The following is a 21,959-nucleotide window of genomic DNA, read 5'->3' as shown; positions in this document are numbered from 1 at the left end:
CAGAATGTCAGCCAAGTAGATAGCGACCACAGTGACCGAGCACGTGCAGCCCGCCAACCCGTCCGACGCGACCCCGCAGCACCGCTACACCGCGGAGCTCGCCGGCCAGATCGAGCAGCGCTGGCAGGACCGGTGGAGCGAGGAGGGCACGTTCGACGCGCCCAACCCGGTCGGCCCCCTCGCCGGCGACGTGCCCGCGGACAAGTTGTTCGTGCAGGACATGTTCCCGTACCCGTCGGGGACGGGTCTGCACGTGGGCCACCCGCTCGGCTACATCGCCACCGACGTGTTCGCCCGCTATCACCGCATGCAGGGCCACAACGTGCTGCACACCCTCGGCTACGACGCGTTCGGTCTGCCTGCCGAGCAGTACGCGGTGCAGACGGGCACGCACCCGCGGACCACCACCGAGGCCAACATCGGCAACATGAAGCGCCAGCTGCGCCGCCTCGGGCTCGGCCACGACGAGCGCCGCACATTCGCGACCACCGACGTCGACTTCTACCACTGGACGCAGTGGATCTTCCTGCAGATCCACGACGCGTGGTTCGACAAGGAGGCCGGCAAGGCCCGCCGCATCTCCGAGCTCGAGGCCGAGTTCGTGTCGGGGGCGCGCGCCCTGGAAGACGGACGGGACTGGGCGTCGCTGTCCGTGACCGAGAAGGAAGCGGTCCTCGACTCCTACCGCCTCGTGTACCACTCCGATTCGATGGTCAACTGGTGCCCCGGTCTGGGCACGGTGCTGGCCAACGAGGAGGTCACCGCCGACGGTCGCAGCGACCGCGGCAACTTCCCTGTGTTCCGTAAGCACCTGCAGCAGTGGATGATGCGCATCACCGCGTACTCCGACCGTCTGGTGGACGACCTGGACTACCTGGACTGGCCGGAGAAGGTCAAGACCATGCAGCGCAACTGGATCGGGCGCTCGCACGGTGCGCAGGTGCGGTTCCAGGCAGTGGTCGAGCGAAGCGAGGGTGAATCCTCTGCTCACGACATCGAGGTGTTTACGACACGGCCGGACACGCTGTTCGGTGCGACGTACGTGACGCTGGCGCCGGAGCACGAACTGGTCGACGAGATCGTCGCGGCCGCGTGGCCCGAGGGTGTGGATTCGCGCTGGACCGGCGGTGCCGCAACGCCCGCCGAAGCGGTTGCGGCGTACCGGAAGTCGATCGCGGCCAAGTCGGACCTGGAGCGGCAGGAATACAAGGAGAAGACGGGCGTCTTCCTCGGCACGTACGCGCTGAACCCCGTCAACGGGCACAAGTTGCCGGTGTTCATCGCCGACTACGTCCTCACCGGGTACGGCACGGGCGCCATCATGGCCGTGCCGGGCCACGACCACCGCGACTACGAGTTCGCCACCGAGTTCGGTCTCGACATCGTCGAGGTGATCTCCGGCGGCGACCTCTCCAAGGACGCGTACACCGGCGACGGCACGATCGTGAACTCCGACTTCCTGAACGGCATGTCCGTCGCCGACGCGAAGAAGGCCATCACCGAGCGGCTCGAGGCGGACGGCACCGGCAAGGGCACCATCCAGTACAAGTTGCGCGACTGGCTGTTCGCGCGGCAGCGGTACTGGGGCGAGCCGTTCCCGATCGTGTACGACGCCGAAGGCAACGCCCACGCCCTTCCGGAATCGGCTCTGCCCGTGGAGCTCCCGGAGGTCGAGGACTACGCACCCGTGTCGTTCGATCCCGACGACGCGTCCTCGGAGCCCTCTCCCCCGCTGGCGAAGGCCGTCGACTGGGTCAACGTCGAACTCGACCTCGGCGACGGACTGCAGACGTACCGCCGCGACACCAACGTGATGCCGCAGTGGGCGGGCAGCTCGTGGTACCAGCTGCGCTACATCGATCCCACCAACCCGGACGTGTTCTGCGACAAGGAGAACGAGCGGTACTGGACGGGTCCGCGTCCGGAGATCCACGGGCCGAACGACCCCGGCGGCGTCGACCTGTACGTCGGTGGTGTCGAGCACGCGGTGCTGCACCTGCTGTACTCGCGGTTCTGGCACAAGGTGCTGTTCGACCTCGGGTACGTCAGCTCGAGCGAGCCGTACCGCCGCCTGTACAACCAGGGCTACATCCAGGCCTACGCGTACACCGATGCGCGCGGCGTGTACGTGCCCGCCGACGAGGTGGAGGAGAAGGACGGCAAGTTCTTCCACCAGGGCGCCGAGGTCAACCGCGAGTACGGAAAGATGGGCAAGAGCCTCAAGAACTCCGTGTCGCCGGACGACATCTGCGAGGAGTACGGCGCCGACACGCTCCGCGTGTACGAGATGTCGATGGGTCCGCTGGACACGTCCCGTCCGTGGGCGACCAAGGACGTCGTCGGTGCGCAGCGCTTCCTGCAGCGCGCCTGGCGTGTGGTGGTCGACGAGGAGTCCGGCGCCGTGCGCGTCACCGACGACGCCCCGACCGAGGACACGCTGCGCGCGCTGAACAAGGCGATCGCCGGGGTCAGCGAGGACTACACCGCACTGCGCGACAACACGGCCGCGGCCAAGCTGATCGAGTACACCAACCACCTCACCAAGGCGTACCCGACCGGTGCCCCCCGCTCGGCGGTGGAACCGCTGGTGCTCATGCTCGCACCGCTGGCCCCGCACCTCGCGGAGGAGCTGTGGTCGCGGCTCGGCCACGAGAAGTCGCTGGCGCACGGACCCTTCCCGGTCGCCGAGGAGAAGTGGCTCGTCGAAGACACCGTCGAGTACCCGATCCAGGTCAACGGCAAGGTCCGCAGCCGCGTGACCGTCGCCGCCGACGCGCCGCGTGAGGAGATCGAGAAGATCGCGCTCGCCGACGACAAGATCGTCGCACTGCTCGACGGTAAGGATCCGCGCAAGGTCATCGTCGTGCCCGGGAAGATGGTCAACATCGTCCTCTGACGCGTACCGCGGTCCCGCGTACCGCACAGCCGGAAGCCCATCGCCGTCACGGAAGGTCGTGACGGCGATGGGCTTCGGTCGCTGACGGTTGGCCGCGTGGGGCCCCGCGGTGAGTCATTCGTTCCGCCCGGCCTCCTTCGCGACGCGTGCGGCGGCAGCGAATTCCGCCATGGTGGGGAATTCGAGGGCGTAGGTGTACTCGGCGGAGGGTTCGGGGGTGGCGCCCCAGCCCGGGCGGTCGTGGCGGCGGTTGATCCACACCGAGGGCAGACCGTGGCGTTTGGCGGGCACGTGGTCGTGAAAGAGGCTCTGCGCCACATGCAGAAGACGCTCGCGGGGAACTTCGAGTTCTTCGAGCGCGCCGTCGAGAGCCTCGAAGTGGTTCGGCGCAGGCTTGTAGGCCTTGACGTCCTCGGCGGTGATGATCTTGTCGAACTCGACTCCCAGGCGTGCCTTGCTGCCGGTGAAGCCCGCACGGTGGACGTTGGACAGGATGATCAGTTTGTAGTCCTTCGCCAGGGAGGCAAGCGCTTCGGCGGAGTCGGGAAACGCCGGCCAGTCGGGGACCGATGCGCCGAGCCTGGCTGCCCATTCGTCGCCGACGTCCTTGCCGAGCGTCTCCCCCGTGCGGCGGAAGGCCTCGGGGAGGATCGCCGAGTACAGCGCGTCGGGGGTGTCGCGTTCGGCCCGGGCCTCGTTGTCCGCGTACGCGAGGAGCAGTTCCTCGTCGGTCAACGCAAGTCCGACTTCCTTCGCCCAGGGCGCGAGAACCGCGGCGATGCCGGCTTCCCAGTCGATCAGGGTGCCGTAGCAGTCGAAGCTCAAGGCGTCGTAGTCGGCCAGATTCATGGTGGTTCTCCTTGCGGTGTCGTCGCAGTGTCCTGATCAGGCGGTAACTCGGTATTACTGTTATACAGTACAACAGGGAGGGCGGGAGTGGTAGGCGGTATAGCAGATATACTGCGCCCGGAGGAGGACGGTATGAGTCCAGTGCTGCAAACCCAGACCACCCGCGACGCGCTGGTGGCGGAGATCCGTGCCCAGATCCTCGGGGGTGCCCTCGCGCCCGGTACTCCGTTGACCGAGACAAGTCTGGCGGCCATGTTCGACGTCGCTCGCCCCACGGTGCGGTCGGCGCTGCAGGTGCTGACGAGCCGTCACCTCGCCCAGCAGTCCCAGGGTCGGTCGCTGATCGTTCCGGTTCTCGATCACGAGGACGTCCGCGATCTGTACTTCGTGCGGATTCCACTCGAACTCGAAGGCGTCCGGGTCATCGTCGAGAACGGCATCCCGCTCGGTGAGGCCGAGCGGTATCTCGAGGAGATGGAGCAGATGCCGGCCGACGCCAGTTGGGCGGACCGAGTCGAAGTCCACTCGGCGTTCCACGTCGCCATCATCGACGCGGTCGGCAGCAATCGACTGAGCCGAATCTATTCGACACTGCAAGACGAAATGCAGTTGTGCCTGGCGCAGATCCAGAAGTCGTACCCGAATCCCCGAGATCTCGCGACGGAGCACCGAAAACTCCTGGGCGAGTTACGATCCGCCGACCTCGATCGTGCGCAGGGTGAGATGCGCAGACACCTCGAGCGGGCGGTGGAGAACTACGAGAGCACCTGATCGCGTCCCGTTGGCGTGACGGCGATTCCGTAGGTCCGGATGGCGCGGTAGAGAGTGGTGCGGTTGATCTCAGCTGCTTCGCGGCGGCCTTCTTGCTTCCGCCGGCGTCCTCGAGCGCCTTGACGATGGTGTCGCGCAAACGGTGGGACACCACCCCAGCGCCATCGCGCCGGCATGAAACCGATCAGCTCGCCATCTGGTGACCCCTGATCACCATGCAGGCTGATCTGCGTAAGCCGCTATCTCACGGGACATTCCAGGTGCCCGCGCCGGGCAGTGCCGTGACGGCAACGCCGGAACGGCCGTCGACCGTCATGGCGGCTACCAGGGTTCCCGAGCCGGTTACGACGGGTGTCGGCTTGACCGCCGGGACCATGGTTCCTCCCACTCCGGTCGACATGTTGCGCCAGTGCACGGTGCAGGAGCAGTAGCCGACGAACTCGGTGATACCCCGCCGCTCCGGGTCGGTGCGCACCGTCACCTGCGTGTAAACGAGGCTGGGGAATCCCGTGGGCAGCGTGGTGATCCCGACGACCGGCACCGGAAGGGCGGCGTCGGCGGGCGCTGCGGTCGCGACCGGTGCGGCCCCGAGGATGAGAGCACCCAGTCCGACCAGGACAGTGGTGATCGACGTCCGGCGTCCGGGTCGGGCGTTCGAGGTACGGCGTCGCATCGGATCTTTTCCTCCCGTGAGGACTCTCATTCGGTTCGCTCGCGGCCACGATCGGCGGTGCGGTCGTTGGGGTCACCGATGCTGTCGTCACGCTCTCGTCATTCGTTACCTTCGACCTGGCCGGACCCCGGGGCTCCGCGCACCGCTGCCGGGAACCCGCACTCCGCCGGCCGTCGATCCCCAGTTATCACTCTAAAGTGATATCATCTAGGTGTGATATTCTCGCGCGGTGGGGAAGTGGACCGCAGAGGTGGGGCTGGTCGACACGGTGAAGGCGTCCCGTCACAAGAACATGAAGGAACTGCGGCCGGGGTCGAGTGGTCGCTCGGAGCTGCGGGTGCTCTTCGCGTTCGATCCCGAACGAAAGGCGATCCTGCTGGTTGCCGGCAACAAGGCCGGACAGTGGAAAGCTTGGTACAAGGTCAACATCCCGATCGCAGATGACCGCTTCGCGGACCATCTGGACGAGTTGGAAGGTAGGTGAACACGATGGCAAAGAGTCTCGAGCAGATGCTCGCCGAGCGTCCTGTCGATCGCGGCGCAGTCGAGGCGCACAAGTCCCGCATGATCGAGCAGGTGCGCGCGTATCGACTTCAGGAGTTGCGCGAGTCGGTGGCGATGACGCAGAAGCAGCTGGCCGAGCGGCTCGGAGTCGGGCAGAACCGCGTGTCCAACATCGAGCATGGCGACCTCGAGCGGGTGCAGATCGACACGTTGCGCCGGTATGTCGAGGCCGTCGGCGGAGCCCTACGCGTCGAAGTCGAACTCGGCGACGAGCGCTTCCAGATCGCGTAAGACCGACACTCCACGGGGCAGCCGGTGGGGTGGGCCCGGTCCGGAAAGCTCAATCGCCCGTTACGGGCATCGGCGCGCCCGGTAACAATCCCGACGTGGTGCCTGAGGGTGGCGTCCGGCGCGAAGAGCCGACCTCGGTGCTGGATTCGTCAACCCATTCATTGGTGCGTTGGTATCGGCACGAGCGCTGGACTTGCCGCTGCAGTTCACACCTCGCGTCCGACGTGCGCGACCGTGTGTGCCAGGTCTTCCCGGCGCGTGCGCTCCTGTGATGGTCGCACCGCTGGCGAGAGAAACGCTGCGATGGTCAACAAAGCCAGGACGACGATCATGGCGGAGCGCAACCCGTTGTGCTCACCCAGGAACCCGAGAAGCGGCGGGCCGACCAGGAACGCGAAGTACCCAACAGTCGATACAGCGCTGACCCGGGCCGCGGAGGCATGGGCAGAGTCGCCGGCGGACGAGATGGCAACGGGAAACCCCAGCGAAGCACCCAGACCCCACAACATCGCGAAAGAACCTGCGAGAATAGCGTTATCGGAGAAGATCACGACTGAGAGCCCCACAGCTCCGAGGGCGGCACTCGCACAGATCACCACTACACGCCCGAAACGGTCCACGAAGTACCCACCGCCGAGCCGGCCGATCGTCATCGCCGCCGCGAACCCTGCGTAGATGAGAGAACCTGCTGTGGCGCCGAATCCATGACCGTCGACCATGAGAAGTGGGAGCCAGTCGTTGGCTGCACCTTCGGCCAGCGCCATCGCAAGCGTGATCACCCCGATCAGGATCAGACGTGAGTCCTTCCAGGCCACCCAAGGTGAGGGGCGTCGGCTATTGACGGTGGAAGTACCCCGCTCGCAAAGCTTTCCGGTTCCCACCGGGACGTGTCGCATTCCCCACCACGCGATCGGAATCGACACAGCGCCGACGATCAACAGGTGAGAATCCACGGGAAATGACGTCGCTGTCAAGGCAATGCCGACGAGGGACCCAACAAGGGACCCAAGACTGAAACACCCATGCACGGTCGGCAATACCGACCTTCCGATGCTTCGCTCGACCTCTGCACCCTCGACGTTCACCGCAACGTCTGCCGACCCCATCCCCAGCCCGAACAGGAACAACCCGCCGGAGACGACGGAAGGGGCGGACCACTCCGTGCCGATGGCCATCGTGAGGAGACCGGATATGACGATTGCTGTGCCCGCGCCGATGACCGGCCTCGTCCCGAATCTCCGAACCAACGCACCCGATGACAGGATCCCGGCCATCGAACCGATCGACAGTCCCGACAGAACGAGACCCATTTGCCCAGTGGATAATCCGAGTTGGTCGCGGATGGTAGGTGTTCGAACCACCCACGATGCCAGTCCCAGTCCGGGGACGAAATAGACAACGAACAATGCTAGGCGGCGCAACCGTAGTTCGGGGTTCATGGATGGCCTCTCGGCAGCGTGAACTGCAGTACGCAGTTTCTCGTGGAGCGTTGAAGGTCTTTCGTCGGCGTTCAGCTGCCGTCGGTTTCGATATCCCAGTGTGTTCCGGGTGGCGCTTCGATTCCCGTGGGATTGGGGCCTTGGACGGTGAGCATCCTCGCGTACCGAGGAGCCCAATACCTGCCGATCTGCCCGGCGACGACCTGTACGGAATCACCCTTCCTGGCGATCACGGTGCTGCCCCCGGTCTCCACGTGGAGCTCTCCGTCGAGGACATAGTTGGTTTCATCTTGTGGATGAACGTCCTCCCAGCCCGCTTTCGTGAGCTCCCACTCCGCGAGCAAGATGCCCGACCAACCTCTCGGATCCGGCGGTATGATCCACCGGCCGCGCTGGCCCGGGTACTCCTGCGCGAGATCCTCGTGCCGCCACAGCCGAGGGGGCTGTGCATCGGCTCGGACGTAGTCCACGTGCTCGCTGGACTCGGCAACCATGCTGATCTCCTTTTCACAATAGGAATGTGGATCGAACGGCCGTGGTCGTGGAGCCGACACCGTGTCCGGCTCCACGACCGCTCGATCTCGTGCTGCGGTTCGACTACCTGGGATCGTCTTCGAGGTCGAGGTCCTGGCGTCCGATCCGGCGATAAACCTCGGGGTGACGGATCTTGTATCGCAGCGCCACGACCACGCCGACCACGATGATGAGCACCAGCAGGGCGTCAGCAACGTAGCCGCCGGTCTTACTGCCGACCATCGTGTCCATGTGCTTCACGGCTAGTGCCATCGTGGCTGCGATGCCGATGAAGGCCAGTACCGGGGAAATCCAGGACTTCCAGATTCCGACGTGACCGGGGTTGCGTCGGAAGAAGATGATCACCGACAGGCTCGTCCCCAGGAGAAGGGGAAGTACGCAAATGGTTCCGAATCCGGCCAGCGCCCCGTATGCGGCAACCACGTCGCTGCTCAAGGTCACTACGAGAAGGTAGATGACGAGGCAGATGGCCGCGGTCGTGAGAACTGCAATGTACGGGGAACCCAGTCGCGGATGGACCCGCGCCAACCGCGGAGACAGCACGCGATCTCGCCCGAGGGTGTAGAAGTAGCGTGCTGCGGCGCTCTGGGTGGAGTTGATCGCCGCAACGATGCTGGTCACCAGCAACACGGAGACCATGGTGGAGAAGAAGCCGCCCATGTAGTTCTGGACACTGTCGAAGAATGATCCGACGGGGTTGTTTCTCGCGTCGTCGTGAGCGTTCGAAGGTCCCACCGCGATGATGTAGGCCCAGATTCCGGTGCCGTAGAAGACGGACATGAAGGTGATGGCCGCGTACGTTGCCCTTGGTACAGTCTTCTCCGGATTCCGGGTCTCCTCACGGAACACCGCGGTGGATTCGAGTCCGATCAGCGACGCCAAGGAGAACAAGATCGCAAGACCGACGCTGCCGGACGTGAAGGTGTTCCAGGTGAACGATGAGGCCGAATAGCCTTCGGAGCCTCCTTTGGCGAACACCACCGCCTGCCAGATGGCCACGACCGTGGTTTCGATGACAACGATCGTTCCGAGCACTCTCATCGAGAGGTCGATGCGGAGAATATTCAGCACGGTCACGATTCCGAGAACGATCAAGCCCCAGTACTGCCACGGAATCGGCGAACTTCCGAACAATTGATCCATCAGGTTGACCGTGATCAGACCCATGTAGGGATAGCCACCGACAGTGATGGTGATGTAGGCAATCAGTGCGAGAAAGGCGCCGGCCAAGCCGGCAGGCTTGCCCATTCCTTCGGCGATGTAGCAGTAGAAGGCGCCGGGACTCTTCATATGCTTGCTCATGGCGATACAGCCGACTTCGAACAGAAGCAACAAGACTCCGGCCACGATGGAGGCGAGTGGTGCACCGATACCGTTGCCGAAGGCGATTACCAGCTGTTGATAGCCCGCCATGATCCCGAGTGGCGCGCTGAATGCGACGAAGATGAGTGTCAGAGCCGGGGCGCCTAGCCTACGCGGCAACCGATCGGGCCTCGATTGGGTCACATGGGATACTTCGTCAGTGTTGACTGGTGGGGACGTTGTCATCTGAGGATACCCTCCATAGTGACCGGAACATCTGATGGTTCGTACATTCGCTGAGCCTCACTTTGTGCGTGTCGAGTCGATGGTCTTCATGAAGTCCGGGTGCCGTCACCGTCGGGATGGCATCCGATCCACGATGCGACTCGTCTGTTTCAGCTTGTGGTCACAAGCGAGAACGTGAAGATTGCGGTACACCGCGTCGAACGGGCCGAGCAAGGCAAGGTCATCATCGGACGTAGGACTTGATCGCAACATCCGCAGACGTATCGCGGGTCGGCTCATGGCGATCGAGCAGGCTCACTGCGCAGCGCATCGGTAGGCGTGGGGAGCGTCCGCCGGAAGTGCCTGGTCGGATTCTCGATGACATTGCAATCCTCCGCGGATTGAAGTGGGGCCGGACCGATGCATCCTGGCTTTGTTCGGTGCGTCACAGTTCAGTCTGCTGCGTTCACCGAACCCCCGATAGGGGCAATCTGCGAAACGTGACCACGCTTGGTTTCACGAACCGTGCAGACATGGCGGCCATCGCCGGCACCGAGCTGTTTGTGCGTTGCTAGACTCGCGCAATGGCGAGCACCACCCGCAGCCCCCGCGGGCCGACAGATCGCGAACGGGCGTCGCGGATCGCGCGAGCGACAATCGACGTACTCAGGCAGGGCGGCCTCGCCGGGCTGACGCACCGTGCAGTTGCTCGACAGGCCGACGTGCCCCTGGGCTCGACGACATATCACTATGCGAATCGCCAGGAGCTGCTCGAGGCTGCTATTCGTGTGGGAATCGCGGAGTTCGAGGAGCTGATCGCGCAGTGGGCGGTTGGACTTGACGCGAACAATGTGGCCTCACGGCTTGCGACGCTGATTGCGACACAGTCCTTTCCAGGCGAAGCTCGCGACGGAATCCTGGTCGAGTACGAGCTCTACCTGGCGTCTGCGCGCACCGTGGACCTGAGGCCGCTGAGCCATCAGTGGGACGCGGTGTTGCGCACCGTGCTGGAGGATCGAGTCGGCAAGAGCGCGGGACGCGTCTACTTCGCCGCGTACGTCGGCTTGATGTTCGAGTCGCTGATCAGTGACGAACCGCTCGATCAGGCCGAGGTCGAACGTATCCTCGGCGCCATCGTGCCCGACTGACGAATCTGTTTCGACAGTTCCCGATTTACTTTCTCTTGCAACACATTACGCCTTTAGAGCAGGTAACCCCACCAGCATAAGGGCCAGTTCCGGCCGCACGAACAGCCCGGCGGCCGAGGCCCGTTCGTCGAGTGACTGTTGACACACCACTGCCCTCGTTCTACATTTGCCTCACTCGATGTGTACACGAGTACACATATGGAGGGATCCAGGAGGACGAAACATGTCAATCACCCACCCTGAACGTGTTGACCAGGGAACTCGTGGGAGCCTCGACCCGGACGGGGCGGTCGGGCAGGCGATCGAGAACGGCCAGACACTCCCCTCGAGCTGGTACACCGACGACTCCATCTTCGAACAGGAGAAGCATGCGATCTTCCGGCGCTCGTGGGAGTACGTCGGGCATCGCGGTCAGGTGGCCAAGCCCGGAGACTTCTTCACCTGCGAGGTCGGTGGCCTCCCGATCGTCGTGGTCTGCGGGAAAGACATGGTTGTGCGCGCGTTCCACAACATCTGCCGGCACCGTCACCACTCGGTGGCCATCGGAGCCGGCAACCGAAAACTGCTCCAGTGCAACTACCACGCATGGACGTACAAACTCGACGGATCGTTCAACGCGGCGCCGCGCTCGAAGGAGGACCCGAATTTCGACGGCACGCCCCTCTGCTTGAAGACCGCAAAGGTCGATTTTCTCGGCAACATGGTATTCGTCAACCCGTCCGGGGACGCTCCCTCGCTGACCGAAGCGCTCGGGCCGATCCCGATACTCGCCCGGGATCGAGCCCTCCCACTGGACGAAGCCACCTTCCAGGGACGCAAGTCTGTCGACTTCGACTCCAACTGGAAGATAGTGTGGGACAACAATTGCGAGTGCTACCACTGCCCCACTGTGCATCCGTCCTGGTACAAGACGGCCCGGTTGGACGGCGAGCACCTGTACAGCTACCCCATCGGACCGCTCCAGTTCGAGGTCGTCATGGAGCAGTACGAGGGCCTGCGTGACGACAACTCGTACTACTGCTGGCCGGCCATCTTCTTCATGAGTTCGGGTGGTGCCGGGAAGCTACCCGACAGCGTCGCCGACGGTATCGAGGAGCAAGCCAAGCAGCCTGGATTCATTGCCTTCCGCTTCGTTCCGATCAGCACCCGTGAGACACGCATCGACGTCGATGTGTTCAGCATCGACCCCCTCACCGAGCAGCAGGTCGATGACTGGCTCGAACTCATCCTCACCGTCGTTCGGGAGGACCGCGACGTCTGCTCCCGGGTGCAGAAGGCGCACGACGCAGGTGGAAGCGAACTCGGGACGCTGATCCCCGGGATCGACAGCGAGTACATGACCCAAACGTGGGAGAAACTCGTTCACCGGGCACTGGTTCACCCCGAGGTTCCGATGTACGCACCCATCTTGGAACGCACGGACACGTGGCCTCCGGCCTCTGTACCTGCCGGCCAATCCTGACATCCCCTCCCACCGCACCGCGGTCGAGCAACGGTAATCATTGTGCAGCACAACGTAGACCGGCGCTCGACCGCGGGCGCGACCGCCGCCGACGAAGCGCTGCGCAGTCCTCGCTCCGGATCCGCACCCAGTGGCATCCGACAAAGCCTTGACAAGATGAAAGAAGCGATCGGATGATCGATACAGAATCGGACCGCGTGAAGGTCAACGTGCTCTCGACCGAAGGTGTCACCGCCCACGTCGTGGCCCTCACGCTCGAGCCGACCGCAAATACGCCCCTGCCCGCTTGGCAACCCGGAGCTCACATTGATCTGGAGCTGCCATCCGGCCTCGTCCGCCAGTATTCGCTGTGTGGTTCGCCGCACGACGAGAAGACCTACACCGTGGCGGTCTTGCGGGAGCCGAACGGCAGGGGTGGTTCCGCCGAAGTCCACGACACACTGACACCGGGTACTCAGTTGACCATCAGGGGACCGCGGAACCACTTTCCGTTGGTGGAGTCGAACCGCTATCTCTTCATCGCCGGCGGCATCGGGGTCACTCCGATGCTCCCGATGATCGAAACCGCGGAACGTAACCGCGCCGACTGGACGCTGATCTACGGCGGACGGACGCTGACAAGCATGGCCTACCTTGACCGGCTACTCGAATTCGGACCGGACCGAGTGACGCCCGTTGCCGAAGACGTGAGCGGCCGGCCGGATCTCGGGGCCCTCCTCTCCCAGATCGGAACCGACACTCAAATCTACTGCTGCGGTCCGTCGGGATTATTGGATGCCGTCGAGGCAGAGTGCTCGAGTCGTGGTCTGGCCGGGCAGCTGCATATCGAACGTTTTGCCGCACCGGCGAATACTGTGACAGGACCCGTCGACGGCGACCTCCCGTTCGAAGTGCATCTGCAGCAATCGGGAGTGACCGTCCAGGTCGGGGCGGACCAGACAATTCTTGATGCCTTGGAAGACACCGACGTCGAGGCACCCTTCTCGTGCGAGGAAGGGTTCTGCGGAGCATGCGAAGTAAGGGTTCTCGGCGGAGTCCCCGACCACCGCGACAGCGTATCGCCGGCCGCCGACCACGACGCCGCCAAAACGATGATCATTTGCGTCGGGCGCTCGAAAAGCCCGCGCCTGGTCCTCGATCTGTGAACCCTCTGCCTCAGAATCTTCGATCCTTTCGCACCACGCGTTCCAGTCAGTTCACGACCAGACTGGTTGGTTGGTTTCGCAATTGGCGCCCGCCGCAGCGTCTGCTGTGTGAACCGGCGTCGGGACGGTGGCAAGATAGGAGATCTCCGGTCACGGACAGCCTTCGCCGTGGTCGGAGGTAGCGCCGGATACATTTTCTGCGAGGTGCAAGATGTCATATCGTCAACGCTGTCGCGGACTGGACGAATCGGCGTAAGCGATGTCCGGGATCGATCCGTTCGAAACCCAGCGGGATGTGGTTCTGCCGATCACGACGGAGCTGGAGGCGTGCGGATTCGACGACGCCCAGGAGATCGGTCGTGGCGGCTTCGGGGTGGTCTACCGCTGCCGGCAGTCCGTCCTGGACAGAACGGTGGCTGTCAAAGTGCTGACCACCGACCTGGACGAGGAGAACCACGAACGCTTCTTGCGTGAACAACGGGCGATGGGGCGCCTGACCGGTCACCCTAACGTCGTCAACATTCTGCAGGTCGGTGCGACAGAAAGCGGGCGCCCCTACCTCGTGATGCCCTACCACCCGCACGATTCACTCGACGGCGAAATCCGACGTCACGGACCTCTTGCAGTGGAGGAAGTGCTGAAACTCGGCGTGAAGACGGCGGGAGCACTGGAGACTGCGCATCGGCTCGGAATTCTCCACCGCGACGTCAAACCCGCCAACATACTCCTCACCGAATACGGTGAACCGGCCCTGACCGACTTCGGTATCGCACACTTCGCCGGAGGATTCGAGACAGCGACCGGCGTCGTCACCGGGTCCCCCGCATTCACTGCGCCCGAAGTACTCGCGGGACAAACCCCGAGTCCCGCAGCGGACGTCTACGGTCTCGCCGCTACCCTCTTCTGCGCCTTGACCGGGCATGCCGCGTTCGAACGCCGTAGCGGCGAGCAACTAATGGCCCAGTTCGTCAGGATCACCAGCCATCCTCCCCCCGATCCACGCGAGCACGGGGTCCCTGACGACCTCAGCGCGGTCGTCGAACGAGCGATGTCACAGGATCCAGAGATCCGACCTACAGCGATGGAACTCGGCGACGAACTCCAAGAGGTGGAACTCCGCCACGGGCTTCCGCTTGACGAGATGCCCGTGCGCCCGGTTGCGGACCGACGTCCCAGCCTGACACCGAACTCCCGCGCCAAGGCACCGTCGGGGGCAGATCCGGGGAGACCACTCGCGGGAAATCTCCCCGTCGCGTTGACCAGCTTCGTCGGTCGCCGAAGCGACCTCGCGGAAGCGAAGAACCAGCTGAAGGTATCTCGCCTCGTCACGCTGACCGGGATCGGCGGTGTCGGGAAAACTCGGCTCGCATTGAAGGCAGCAGCACAATCAGACCGTGCGTTTCCCGATGGTGTGTGGCTGGCCGAACTCGGCGAACTGCGCGACGAATCCCTGTTGGTCGACGTCGTGACCGGCGCACTGGGACTACGGGAACAGTCGGCACGTCCGGTTCAGGACCTGCTCGTGGAATTCCTCGGCTCGAAGCGGATGCTGCTCGTTCTCGACAACTGCGAACAGCTGGTGGACGCCGTCGCGAAACTGGTCGAGATTCTCCTGCGCAGCTGCCCGGAACTCCGCATACTCGCCACCAGTCGAGAGGCCCTCGCCATCGGCGGCGAAGCAGTCCTTCGTGTTCCCCCGCTCACCGTCCCCGAGTCCGACCGCCCTTCCTCATCCAGGAGCATGCCCCGATCCGACGCAGTCCGGTTGTTCGTCGAGCGTGCCGCGGCCGCTGTCCCGGGCTTCGAACTCAACGACAGCAATCGAGCGGCCGTCGCCGGAATCTGTCGAAAGCTCGACGGGTTGCCCTTGCCGATCGAACTGGCTGCCGCCCGCCTGCGCGCCATGTCGCCGGAGCAGATTCTTCGACGGCTCACCGATCGCTACGAATTGCTGACCGGTGGCACCCGAAGCGCGCCGACCCGACAGCAGACGCTTCGCTTGTGTATCGACTGGAGTTACGAGCTGTGCACCACGCCCGAGCAGTTGGCTTGGGAAAGGCTAGCGATCTTCGCAGGAAGTTTCGAACTCGATGCGGCAGAGGAAATCTGCGGCTTCGACCTCTCACCATCGGGGGTGGTCGACGTTGTGACCTCTCTGCTCGACAAATCGATCCTCATTCGCGAGGAATCCGGCCCCGTGGTTCGATTTCGGATGCTCGAGACACTTCGAGGCTTTGGCGCGGAGAAAGCACAGGAAAGCGGCCGATACCGCGACCTGCGAGTGCGACACAGAGATTGGTACCGCCGGTTGGCTGAGGATGCCAATACACAGTGGATTGGTGACAGACAGCTGGAATGGTTCCAGCGAATCGAACGTGAGCAACCCAATCTCCGGGAGGCGATGGAATTCTGCGCCTCCGAAGATCCCGTCATCGGCTTGACGATCGCGAGCGCTCTCTTCCAATTCTGGAACTCGAGGTCGCTGTTCAGTGAAGGACGGTATTGGCTCGACCGGATTCTGGATCGCCACAGCGGGCAGCCGACAATCGAACGGGTCGAGGCGCTGTATGCCGATAGCGTGTTGGCGGAAATGCAGGGGGACCTCTCGGTCGCAGCCCGGTTGGTGGCGCAGGCACTCCAGCTCGCCGAGCAGACGCAGGACTCGACGATCGATTCCCTCGCCGCCCATGCGGAGGGGCTTTGCGCACTGTTCAGTGGTGACCTGCCCAAGGCGTGCTCTCGGCTAGAGGCTTCGGTGTCGGCTTTCGTCGATCCGCGCGATCTCTCCCTCCGGCTCGAGGCGTTGATGTCGCTCGGTATCGCTTACGAATGGCGGGGCGATACCGACCTTGCGATTTCCCGCTTCGAAGAGGTCCACGAGATCACCCGATCGCGAGGGGAATCGGTGTTGCAGGCCTATTCGCTGTGGGCTCTGGGCGTTGCCTGGTGGCGGCGGGGCGAACCGCGTCGCGCAACGGAGCAGCTCGAGCGGGGGCTCCGATTGGCACAGGTCGCGAACGACCAGGTCGGGGCTACGACCTGTTTGGAGACACTCGCATGGATTGCGGCGAGCGACGAGGAGCCTCGCCGCGCCGCGGTGTTGATGGGGGCTGCCGAAGTACTCAGCCGTGCGGTAGGCAGTTCCTCCGCATATCTTCCGAACCTCCTCGACTACCACAACGACTGCGAGCGGAGGGCGCGGCAAGCTCTGGGCACAAAAACTTTCGAGGCCGCACGCCATGAGGGGAATGCTCTCGACCTCGATGCCTCGGTTACCTTTGCGCTCAACAGGCAATCCTCCGACCAAGCGGGCAAGATTCCCAAGCCATCTCTTCTCACCAAGCGCGAGCACGAGGTCGCCGAACTCGTGGCGCGGGGGCTGACCAACAAGGCGATCGCTGCCGAACTCGGCATCTCCCCGCGGACGGTCCAGGGGCACGTCGAGCACATCCTCACCAAACTCGGATTCACGTCGCGGGTCCAGATCGCGGCGTGGATGGTCGAACAGATCAATGAGATATGAAGGCCTCTCCCCAAATGCCGGAATGGCAGCCAGTCTGTGACGTGCCCCAGGCGTCGGCGCCATCAGGTACCGGCACAGTGGTTGGCCGTTTGAGGCTCTGAATTCGGTTCAGACCCAAGCTAAGGCGAACTCGTAACGGCATCGGCCGGGTGGTTCCCATATTCCCAGTGGATCGGAGACCTCTCACTCGCGAATGCAGCGTTGCTGCACAAAAGGCGAAGCAGTGGAGCCGTCATATGCACACTATGGGTCTAACTATCTCAGTTGTCTCGCTGCAGACTGAACATGAACAACGTCACGCGAGGAAGTTCTGAGATTCATGTTCTCTACCAGAAGCAATATTCGTCGCATGAGCGGGCGTCGATCCCGCGGCGTGTGCGTTGCCAGGCCTCGCGGCTGGAGCCCCGCGGGACGGTGGAGCCTCGGCAGAGCAGGCTGCCGGTGTCGATCGCAGAGCTGAGCGACGGGATCATCGCGAAACCTCACGAAGCCTCGAACGCCCCCGAAGGCGACGCCATCGAGATCGCCGAACTCCTCCGGGCGCACCACAACCACACCGATTCCCTTGATTCTGCAGAGCAGGAAAGGACCACCCATGCCTAAGCTGACAGGCGGCCAGGTCGTCGCACAGGTCTTGAAACAGTACGGAGTTCCGTACGTCGCCGGCATCCCCGGCCACGGGATCTGGTCATTGACCGATGCGTTTCTGGAGAAGGGATCCGAGATCCCCTTCATCCAGGTGTTCCACGAGCAGAGCGCCGTGCACCTTGCGGACGGCTTTTATCGGGCGTCCGGCAAGCCGATGGCAGCGGTGACCTCCATTGGTGCGGGCGCCGCGAACACCGTTCTCGGCCTCGCCACCGCGTACAGTGACTCGACGAGCCTGCTCTGTATCACCGGCGGCCCGCCGACCCACATGCGGGGACACGGCTTGCTGCAGGAACTCGACCGCCACACCGACAACGGTTTCCCGCAGGTCACCGACGCGGTATCGAAGCGGAGCTGGGTCGCGACCCGCGTCGAGGAACTGCCGTTCATCATGCACCGGGCGTTCAACACGATGCTGACCGGCCGTCCGGGCCCCGCCCACATCGAGGTTCCGATGGATGTGCAGGCAGAGGCAGCCGAGGTATCCCTGCATGACCTCGCGCGGCGGCTGCCGGTCGGGCTGCAGCAGCCCGACCCCTTGGCGGTCGATCGAGCCGCCCGCGTCCTCGTGGACTCGGCGCGTCCGGTGATCGTTGTCGGCGGCGGCGCGATCACTGCCGATGCCGCTCAGGAAGTCCTGCGGCTCGCCGAAACATGGCAGATCCCCGTGGTGACCACATGGAACGGCAAGGGCGCCTTCCCCGAAGACCACGACCTGTTCGCGGGCAGCGTCGGACAGACCGGCACCATCGTCGGCAACGCCATTGCATCCAAAGCGGATGTGGTGATCTCCGTCGGGTGCCGGTTCACCGACTGGTCGGCATCGAGTTACGCCCAGGGGGTGACCTTCTCCATTCCGCCGGCCAAGCTCATCCACATCGACATCGACCCGCACGAAATCGGTAAGAACTACCCGGCCGAGGTCGGCATCGTCGCCGACGCCAAGCCGACAGTCGATGCCATTACCGCGGCACTGCCTTCCGCCTCGCCGCAGCGTGGCGAGTACCTCGCCGAACTGGGGCGTCTGAAGGAGGAATGGGAGGAACAACTCGCCTCTCGCCGCGACTCGGATCGGTACCCATTCACGTCACAGCGTCCCCTCGGCGGATTACGCAATGTAATGGAGCGAGACGGAATCATCGTCGCCGGCTCCGGCAACACCCAGGGCGCGGTCAAGCAGACCTTCCCGGTCTACCAGCCACGCACGCACCTGACCTCCGGTGGGTTCTCCTCGATGGGTTGGGCGATTCCCGCCGCCATGGGAGCCAAGCTCGCCGCCCCCGACCGTCAGGTCGCGTGTGTCGTCGGTGACGGGGACTTCCTGATGACTGCGCAGGAGATCGGGATCTGCGTCACCCATGACATTCCGGTTGTCTTCGTCGTCCAGGACAACTCCGGGTTCATGTCGATCCGCGGCGGCCAGCGTAAGCAGACCAGTCGGCACATCGGTACCGAATTCAACCGACCGGACGGCACGCCGTACAGCCCCGATTTCAAGGCCCTCGGAACGGCATTCGGGCTCGAGTCGTTCCGCGTCGAGGATCCTTCAGATCTCGAGGCGACCTATCGCAAGGCCTTCGAATCGAAGGCTCCGGCCCTGATCGAGGTGCCCACCGACCGCGACGCGGCCGGACCGTGGGTTCCGGGTTGGTGGGACTTCCCGGTTCCCGCGTATATCGACGACGAACGCCAGGGCGAATACTCGTCCATGCGCGCGAAGGAACAGCACCTGTAGGAGCGTCCACCGCGCGGAGCCGCCGGCGGGGGGCGGCTCCGCGCGACCGAAAGGCGAACAATCCCAGAACCCCGGAAAGCGAACGATGAAGATCACCGATACCAGGCAGCTGGCCAGGTCCGGGCTGTCGCTCGGTGTGATGAGTTTCGACGGCGCGCCCATAGGCAATGTTCTCGGGCGCGTCACCGACGACGCGGCACACGAATTGATCTCCTCGGCATGGGATCTGGGGGCGAGATACTTTGACAGCGCTCCGTTGTACGGCAACGGGCTGGGTGAATACAGGCTGGGCCATGGTCTGCGTGAGCGTGATCGCGACTCGTATGTGTTGTCCACCAAGGTCGGCAGGGTCATCTCCCCGTCATCCTTATCCTCGCGACGCGCATCATGCATGGACACCGCGCCGCTCGAGCCGAGCTTCGACTACAGCTACGACGGCGTGATGCGCAGTGTCGAACAGAGCTTGCACCGGATGCTGACGGATAGATTCGACATCCTGTTCATCCACGACTGCGACCGCCACACTCATGGTCACGATCAGCCTGAGATATTCCGTCAAGCTCTCTCCTCGGCGTACCCGGCGTTGGAGTCTCTGCGAAGCCAGGGCGTCGTCAAGGCGCTCGGGTTCGCGACCAACGAGGTGGACGTCTGCCACAGCGCGCTCAAGAACACCGACGCGGATTGTTTCTTGCTCTCCGGTCGCTACACCCTCCTCGAGCAGGAGTCGCTCGACGATCTTTTGCCCGCGTGCCAGGAGGCCTGCGTCGGGCTGATTCTCGGAGGGGTCTACAACAGCGGAATCCTCGCAACAGGACCGGTCAAGGGCGCGACATTCAACGATGCACCCGTACCACCAGCGGTGCGGAAGAAGACCGCACGGATTCAAAAGATCTGCTCGGATCACAACGTGCCGCTTCGTGCAGTGGCGCTTCAGTTCGCGATCGCGCACCCTGCAGTGGCGAGTGTGTGTGTCCGCGCGGGAAATCAGCAGGAACAACAGTTCGATGCCGAGTTGTTCGAATACGACATCCCTACCGAGTTGTGGGCAGACTTGCGTGCCGCCGAATTGATTCGTGCGGATGCGCCCACTCCGGGTGACGTTCCTCGAACGACTGGGCACGCCTACTCTCCCACCTGAACGCTGATGGCTGCAGCGGATCAAGCCTGCCGTGAGGATTCTGCGAGACATTGGGGCCGACCGCAGCGGTCGGCCCCTGTTCGCGGATGCACCCCGATGTCAGGGAACAGCCACGAGGGCTGCCGCGCCGTCCGCGACTCTGTCCGGTGGGATGGTCATGCGCTGTGACAGAGCCTTCCTCGCGAGCATGTAGTCCTGCGGCCTGTTGACGGCGTGGACGGCCAGGAGCCGTCCGTCTCGGTAGTAGAACGCCGAAAACTTCTCGGCCGCAGGTTCACCACGGAGCTCGACGTGGTCGTAGCCCTCCGTGAGACCTGCCATCTGGAGCTTGAGATCGCCTTGGTTCGACCAGAACCAGGGCAGCGCCGAGTGCGTGAACGGCTGCCCTGCAATAGATGCAGCGGCAACCTTGGCCTGGTCGACTGCGTTCTGTACCGATTCGAGCCGGACGAAGCCGGAACCTGTCATCGGATTCGGCCCGACGGTGCAATCTCCTGCGGCGACGACCCGGGAATCGCTCGTCCGGGCGAAGGAGTCGACGACGATGCCGCCGGCGGTCTCCAGTCCGAGGCGTTCGGCCAGCTCGAGGCGGGGTGTCATGCCGACCCCGACGATAACGACGTCCGCCGGCAGCAGACTTCCGTCGGACAAGCGGACACCGGTGGCCTGTCCGTCGTTGCCTTCGATCGCGGTGACGCCGTCCCCCAGCCGGATGTGCGTTCCGCGACGCTGGTGGGCTTCGGTGAGGAAGGCGGACATCTCGGGAGCTACGGTGCGCGAGAGCAGTCGTTCTGCGAGTTCGACCACTGTCACGGTTTTGCCTCGCCCGCGTGCCATGGCCGCGGCCTCGAGTCCCACGAACCCGCCGCCGATGACGACGACGGATGCCCCGTGCTCGAGGTGGCTGATGAGTTGTACCGCGTCGGCGATGGTCCGTAGGTAGCACACGCCTGTGAGGTCGGAGCCCGGGACCGTCAAGCGGCGGGGTCGGCCTCCCACCGCCAACATCAGGTGGTGGAACGACTTCTCCGTACCGTCATGGAGTTGCGCGGTGCCTGCGGCATCGGCAGTCCCGCCATCGAATTCGATGTCGGTGACCCGCTGATTGCACAGGACTTCGACACGTATCTTGTCGTAGTACGCAGGTTTGCGGAACTGAAGGGTTTCGTGATCGGCGGTTCCCGCGAGGAACGCCTTCGACAGCGGTGGCCTCTGGTACGGGAGGTGCGGCTCCGAGCCCACGATGGTGATGTCCGCCGTGTAACCCATCTCCCGCAATGAGAACGCCGCCTGCGCTCCGGCCTGGCCGCCGCCGACGATGAGTGTGCCGGTCATGACTGCTCCGGTGCGATCTCGATGCGGAGGCCGTCGAGGCCGTGGTGGAATTCGATCTGGCAGGCCAGCCGGCTGGTGTTTCTCCGTTCGGCCATCGTGCCGTCGAGCATGTCGTCTTCGAGATCACCGGGCGGTCCGACGCGGTCGGCATACGCCGGGTCGATGTAGATGTGGCAGGTTGCGCACGCTCCTGCGCCGCCGCACTCGGCGACGATCCCCGGCACACCGTCCTGAACGGCGATTTCCATCACCGACGTTCCGGGCTCGGCCTCGAGCGTGTGGGCTTCGCCCTGTGGAGTGACGAATTGAATAGTGGACATCTGAATCCTCCTTGCGCGCAC

The 21,959-nt window shown here is 63.9% G+C and carries 17 protein-coding genes and 1 pseudogene; 11 read left to right on the top strand and 7 right to left on the bottom strand.

The window, feature by feature from the left end:
• Positions 1-31 precede the first annotated feature (31 nt).
• The gene (leuS, locus tag JWS14_RS19600) at positions 32-2,896 is read left to right on the top strand and encodes a leucine--tRNA ligase (RefSeq protein ID WP_206014138.1); all 2,865 of its coding nucleotides are present in this window, start codon (positions 32-34) and stop codon (positions 2,894-2,896) included.
• A gap of 114 nt (positions 2,897-3,010) precedes the next feature.
• On the opposite strand, the gene JWS14_RS19595 is transcribed toward leuS, so the two are convergent.
• Entirely contained in the window at positions 3,011-3,745 is a 735-nt protein-coding gene (locus tag JWS14_RS19595; RefSeq protein WP_206014137.1) for a haloacid dehalogenase type II, read from the bottom strand.
• Positions 3,746-3,877: 132 nt separating this feature from the next.
• Between JWS14_RS19595 and JWS14_RS19590 the strand changes: the two genes are divergently transcribed.
• On the top strand, positions 3,878-4,516 hold the full coding sequence (locus JWS14_RS19590; RefSeq protein ID WP_206014136.1) for a GntR family transcriptional regulator: 639 nt from the start codon (positions 3,878-3,880) through the stop codon (positions 4,514-4,516).
• Between the two features lie 244 nt (positions 4,517-4,760).
• On the opposite strand, the gene JWS14_RS19585 is transcribed toward JWS14_RS19590, so the two are convergent.
• Positions 4,761-5,189, bottom strand: a complete 429-nt coding sequence (locus JWS14_RS19585; RefSeq protein ID WP_206014135.1) for a hypothetical protein — start codon at positions 5,187-5,189, stop codon at positions 4,761-4,763.
• A gap of 256 nt (positions 5,190-5,445) precedes the next feature.
• Here JWS14_RS19585 and JWS14_RS19580 point away from each other — a divergent pair.
• Positions 5,446-5,673: pseudogene (locus tag JWS14_RS19580) on the top strand (type II toxin-antitoxin system RelE/ParE family toxin); the annotation flags it as partial.
• Between the two features lie 5 nt (positions 5,674-5,678).
• The gene (locus tag JWS14_RS19575) at positions 5,679-5,984 is read left to right on the top strand and encodes a helix-turn-helix domain-containing protein (RefSeq protein WP_206014134.1); all 306 of its coding nucleotides are present in this window, start codon (positions 5,679-5,681) and stop codon (positions 5,982-5,984) included.
• A 206-nt stretch (positions 5,985-6,190) separates the two neighbouring features.
• On the opposite strand, the gene JWS14_RS19570 is transcribed toward JWS14_RS19575, so the two are convergent.
• The 3 genes from JWS14_RS19570 to JWS14_RS19560 form a co-directional block, all read right to left on the bottom strand.
• Positions 6,191-7,423: an MFS transporter gene (locus tag JWS14_RS19570; RefSeq protein ID WP_206016114.1), complete on the bottom strand. Its 1,233-nt coding sequence runs from the start codon at positions 7,421-7,423 to the stop codon at positions 6,191-6,193.
• A gap of 71 nt (positions 7,424-7,494) precedes the next feature.
• Complete coding sequence (locus JWS14_RS19565) at positions 7,495-7,917, bottom strand: cupin domain-containing protein (protein ID WP_095865680.1); 423 nt, start codon at positions 7,915-7,917, stop codon at positions 7,495-7,497.
• Between the two features lie 103 nt (positions 7,918-8,020).
• Positions 8,021-9,505 (bottom strand): APC family permease, encoded by a 1,485-nt coding sequence (locus JWS14_RS19560; RefSeq protein ID WP_259375867.1) that lies wholly within the window; start codon positions 9,503-9,505, stop codon positions 8,021-8,023.
• A gap of 563 nt (positions 9,506-10,068) precedes the next feature.
• Between JWS14_RS19560 and JWS14_RS19555 the strand changes: the two genes are divergently transcribed.
• The 7 genes from JWS14_RS19555 (at position 10,069) to JWS14_RS19525 (ending at position 20,283) form a co-directional block, all read left to right on the top strand.
• A complete protein-coding gene (locus JWS14_RS19555; protein WP_095865439.1) occupies positions 10,069-10,632 on the top strand; it encodes a TetR/AcrR family transcriptional regulator in 564 nt (187 codons plus the stop codon).
• Positions 10,633-10,855: 223 nt separating this feature from the next.
• Positions 10,856-12,094 (top strand): aromatic ring-hydroxylating oxygenase subunit alpha, encoded by a 1,239-nt coding sequence (locus JWS14_RS19550; RefSeq protein ID WP_179377876.1) that lies wholly within the window; start codon positions 10,856-10,858, stop codon positions 12,092-12,094.
• A 173-nt stretch (positions 12,095-12,267) separates the two neighbouring features.
• Positions 12,268-13,239, top strand: coding sequence for a PDR/VanB family oxidoreductase (locus tag JWS14_RS19545; protein WP_095865437.1), 972 nt, complete (start codon positions 12,268-12,270; stop codon positions 13,237-13,239).
• A 259-nt stretch (positions 13,240-13,498) separates the two neighbouring features.
• Positions 13,499-16,762: a protein kinase domain-containing protein gene (locus JWS14_RS19540; RefSeq protein WP_206014132.1), complete on the top strand. Its 3,264-nt coding sequence runs from the start codon at positions 13,499-13,501 to the stop codon at positions 16,760-16,762.
• A 285-nt stretch (positions 16,763-17,047) separates the two neighbouring features.
• A complete protein-coding gene (locus tag JWS14_RS19535) occupies positions 17,048-17,365 on the top strand; it encodes a hypothetical protein (RefSeq protein WP_143051425.1) in 318 nt (105 codons plus the stop codon).
• Positions 17,358-19,145 carry a thiamine pyrophosphate-binding protein gene (locus JWS14_RS19530; RefSeq protein WP_072942672.1) on the top strand — a complete coding sequence of 596 codons (1,788 nt, stop codon included), beginning with the start codon at positions 17,358-17,360 and terminating at the stop codon, positions 19,143-19,145. Before JWS14_RS19535 ends, JWS14_RS19530 begins: the two co-directional genes overlap by 8 nt.
• An 85-nt stretch (positions 19,146-19,230) precedes the next feature.
• On the top strand, positions 19,231-20,283 hold the full coding sequence (locus tag JWS14_RS19525) for an aldo/keto reductase (protein ID WP_206014131.1): 1,053 nt from the start codon (positions 19,231-19,233) through the stop codon (positions 20,281-20,283).
• Between the two features lie 99 nt (positions 20,284-20,382).
• On the opposite strand, the gene JWS14_RS19520 is transcribed toward JWS14_RS19525, so the two are convergent.
• Together JWS14_RS19520 and JWS14_RS19515 are read right to left on the bottom strand one after the other, a co-directional pair.
• On the bottom strand, positions 20,383-21,618 hold the full coding sequence (locus tag JWS14_RS19520; RefSeq protein ID WP_072942670.1) for an NAD(P)/FAD-dependent oxidoreductase: 1,236 nt from the start codon (positions 21,616-21,618) through the stop codon (positions 20,383-20,385).
• Positions 21,615-21,938 (bottom strand): 2Fe-2S iron-sulfur cluster-binding protein, encoded by a 324-nt coding sequence (locus JWS14_RS19515; protein WP_206014130.1) that lies wholly within the window; start codon positions 21,936-21,938, stop codon positions 21,615-21,617. The genes JWS14_RS19520 and JWS14_RS19515 overlap by 4 nt, the downstream gene beginning before the upstream one ends.
• Positions 21,939-21,959: the final 21 nt, after the last annotated feature.

Source organism: Rhodococcus koreensis (assembly GCF_017068375.1).
Lineage (GTDB): Bacteria > Actinomycetota > Actinomycetes > Mycobacteriales > Mycobacteriaceae > Rhodococcus_F > Rhodococcus_F koreensis.
This window is presented reverse-complemented; position numbering and strand designations above follow the sequence as displayed.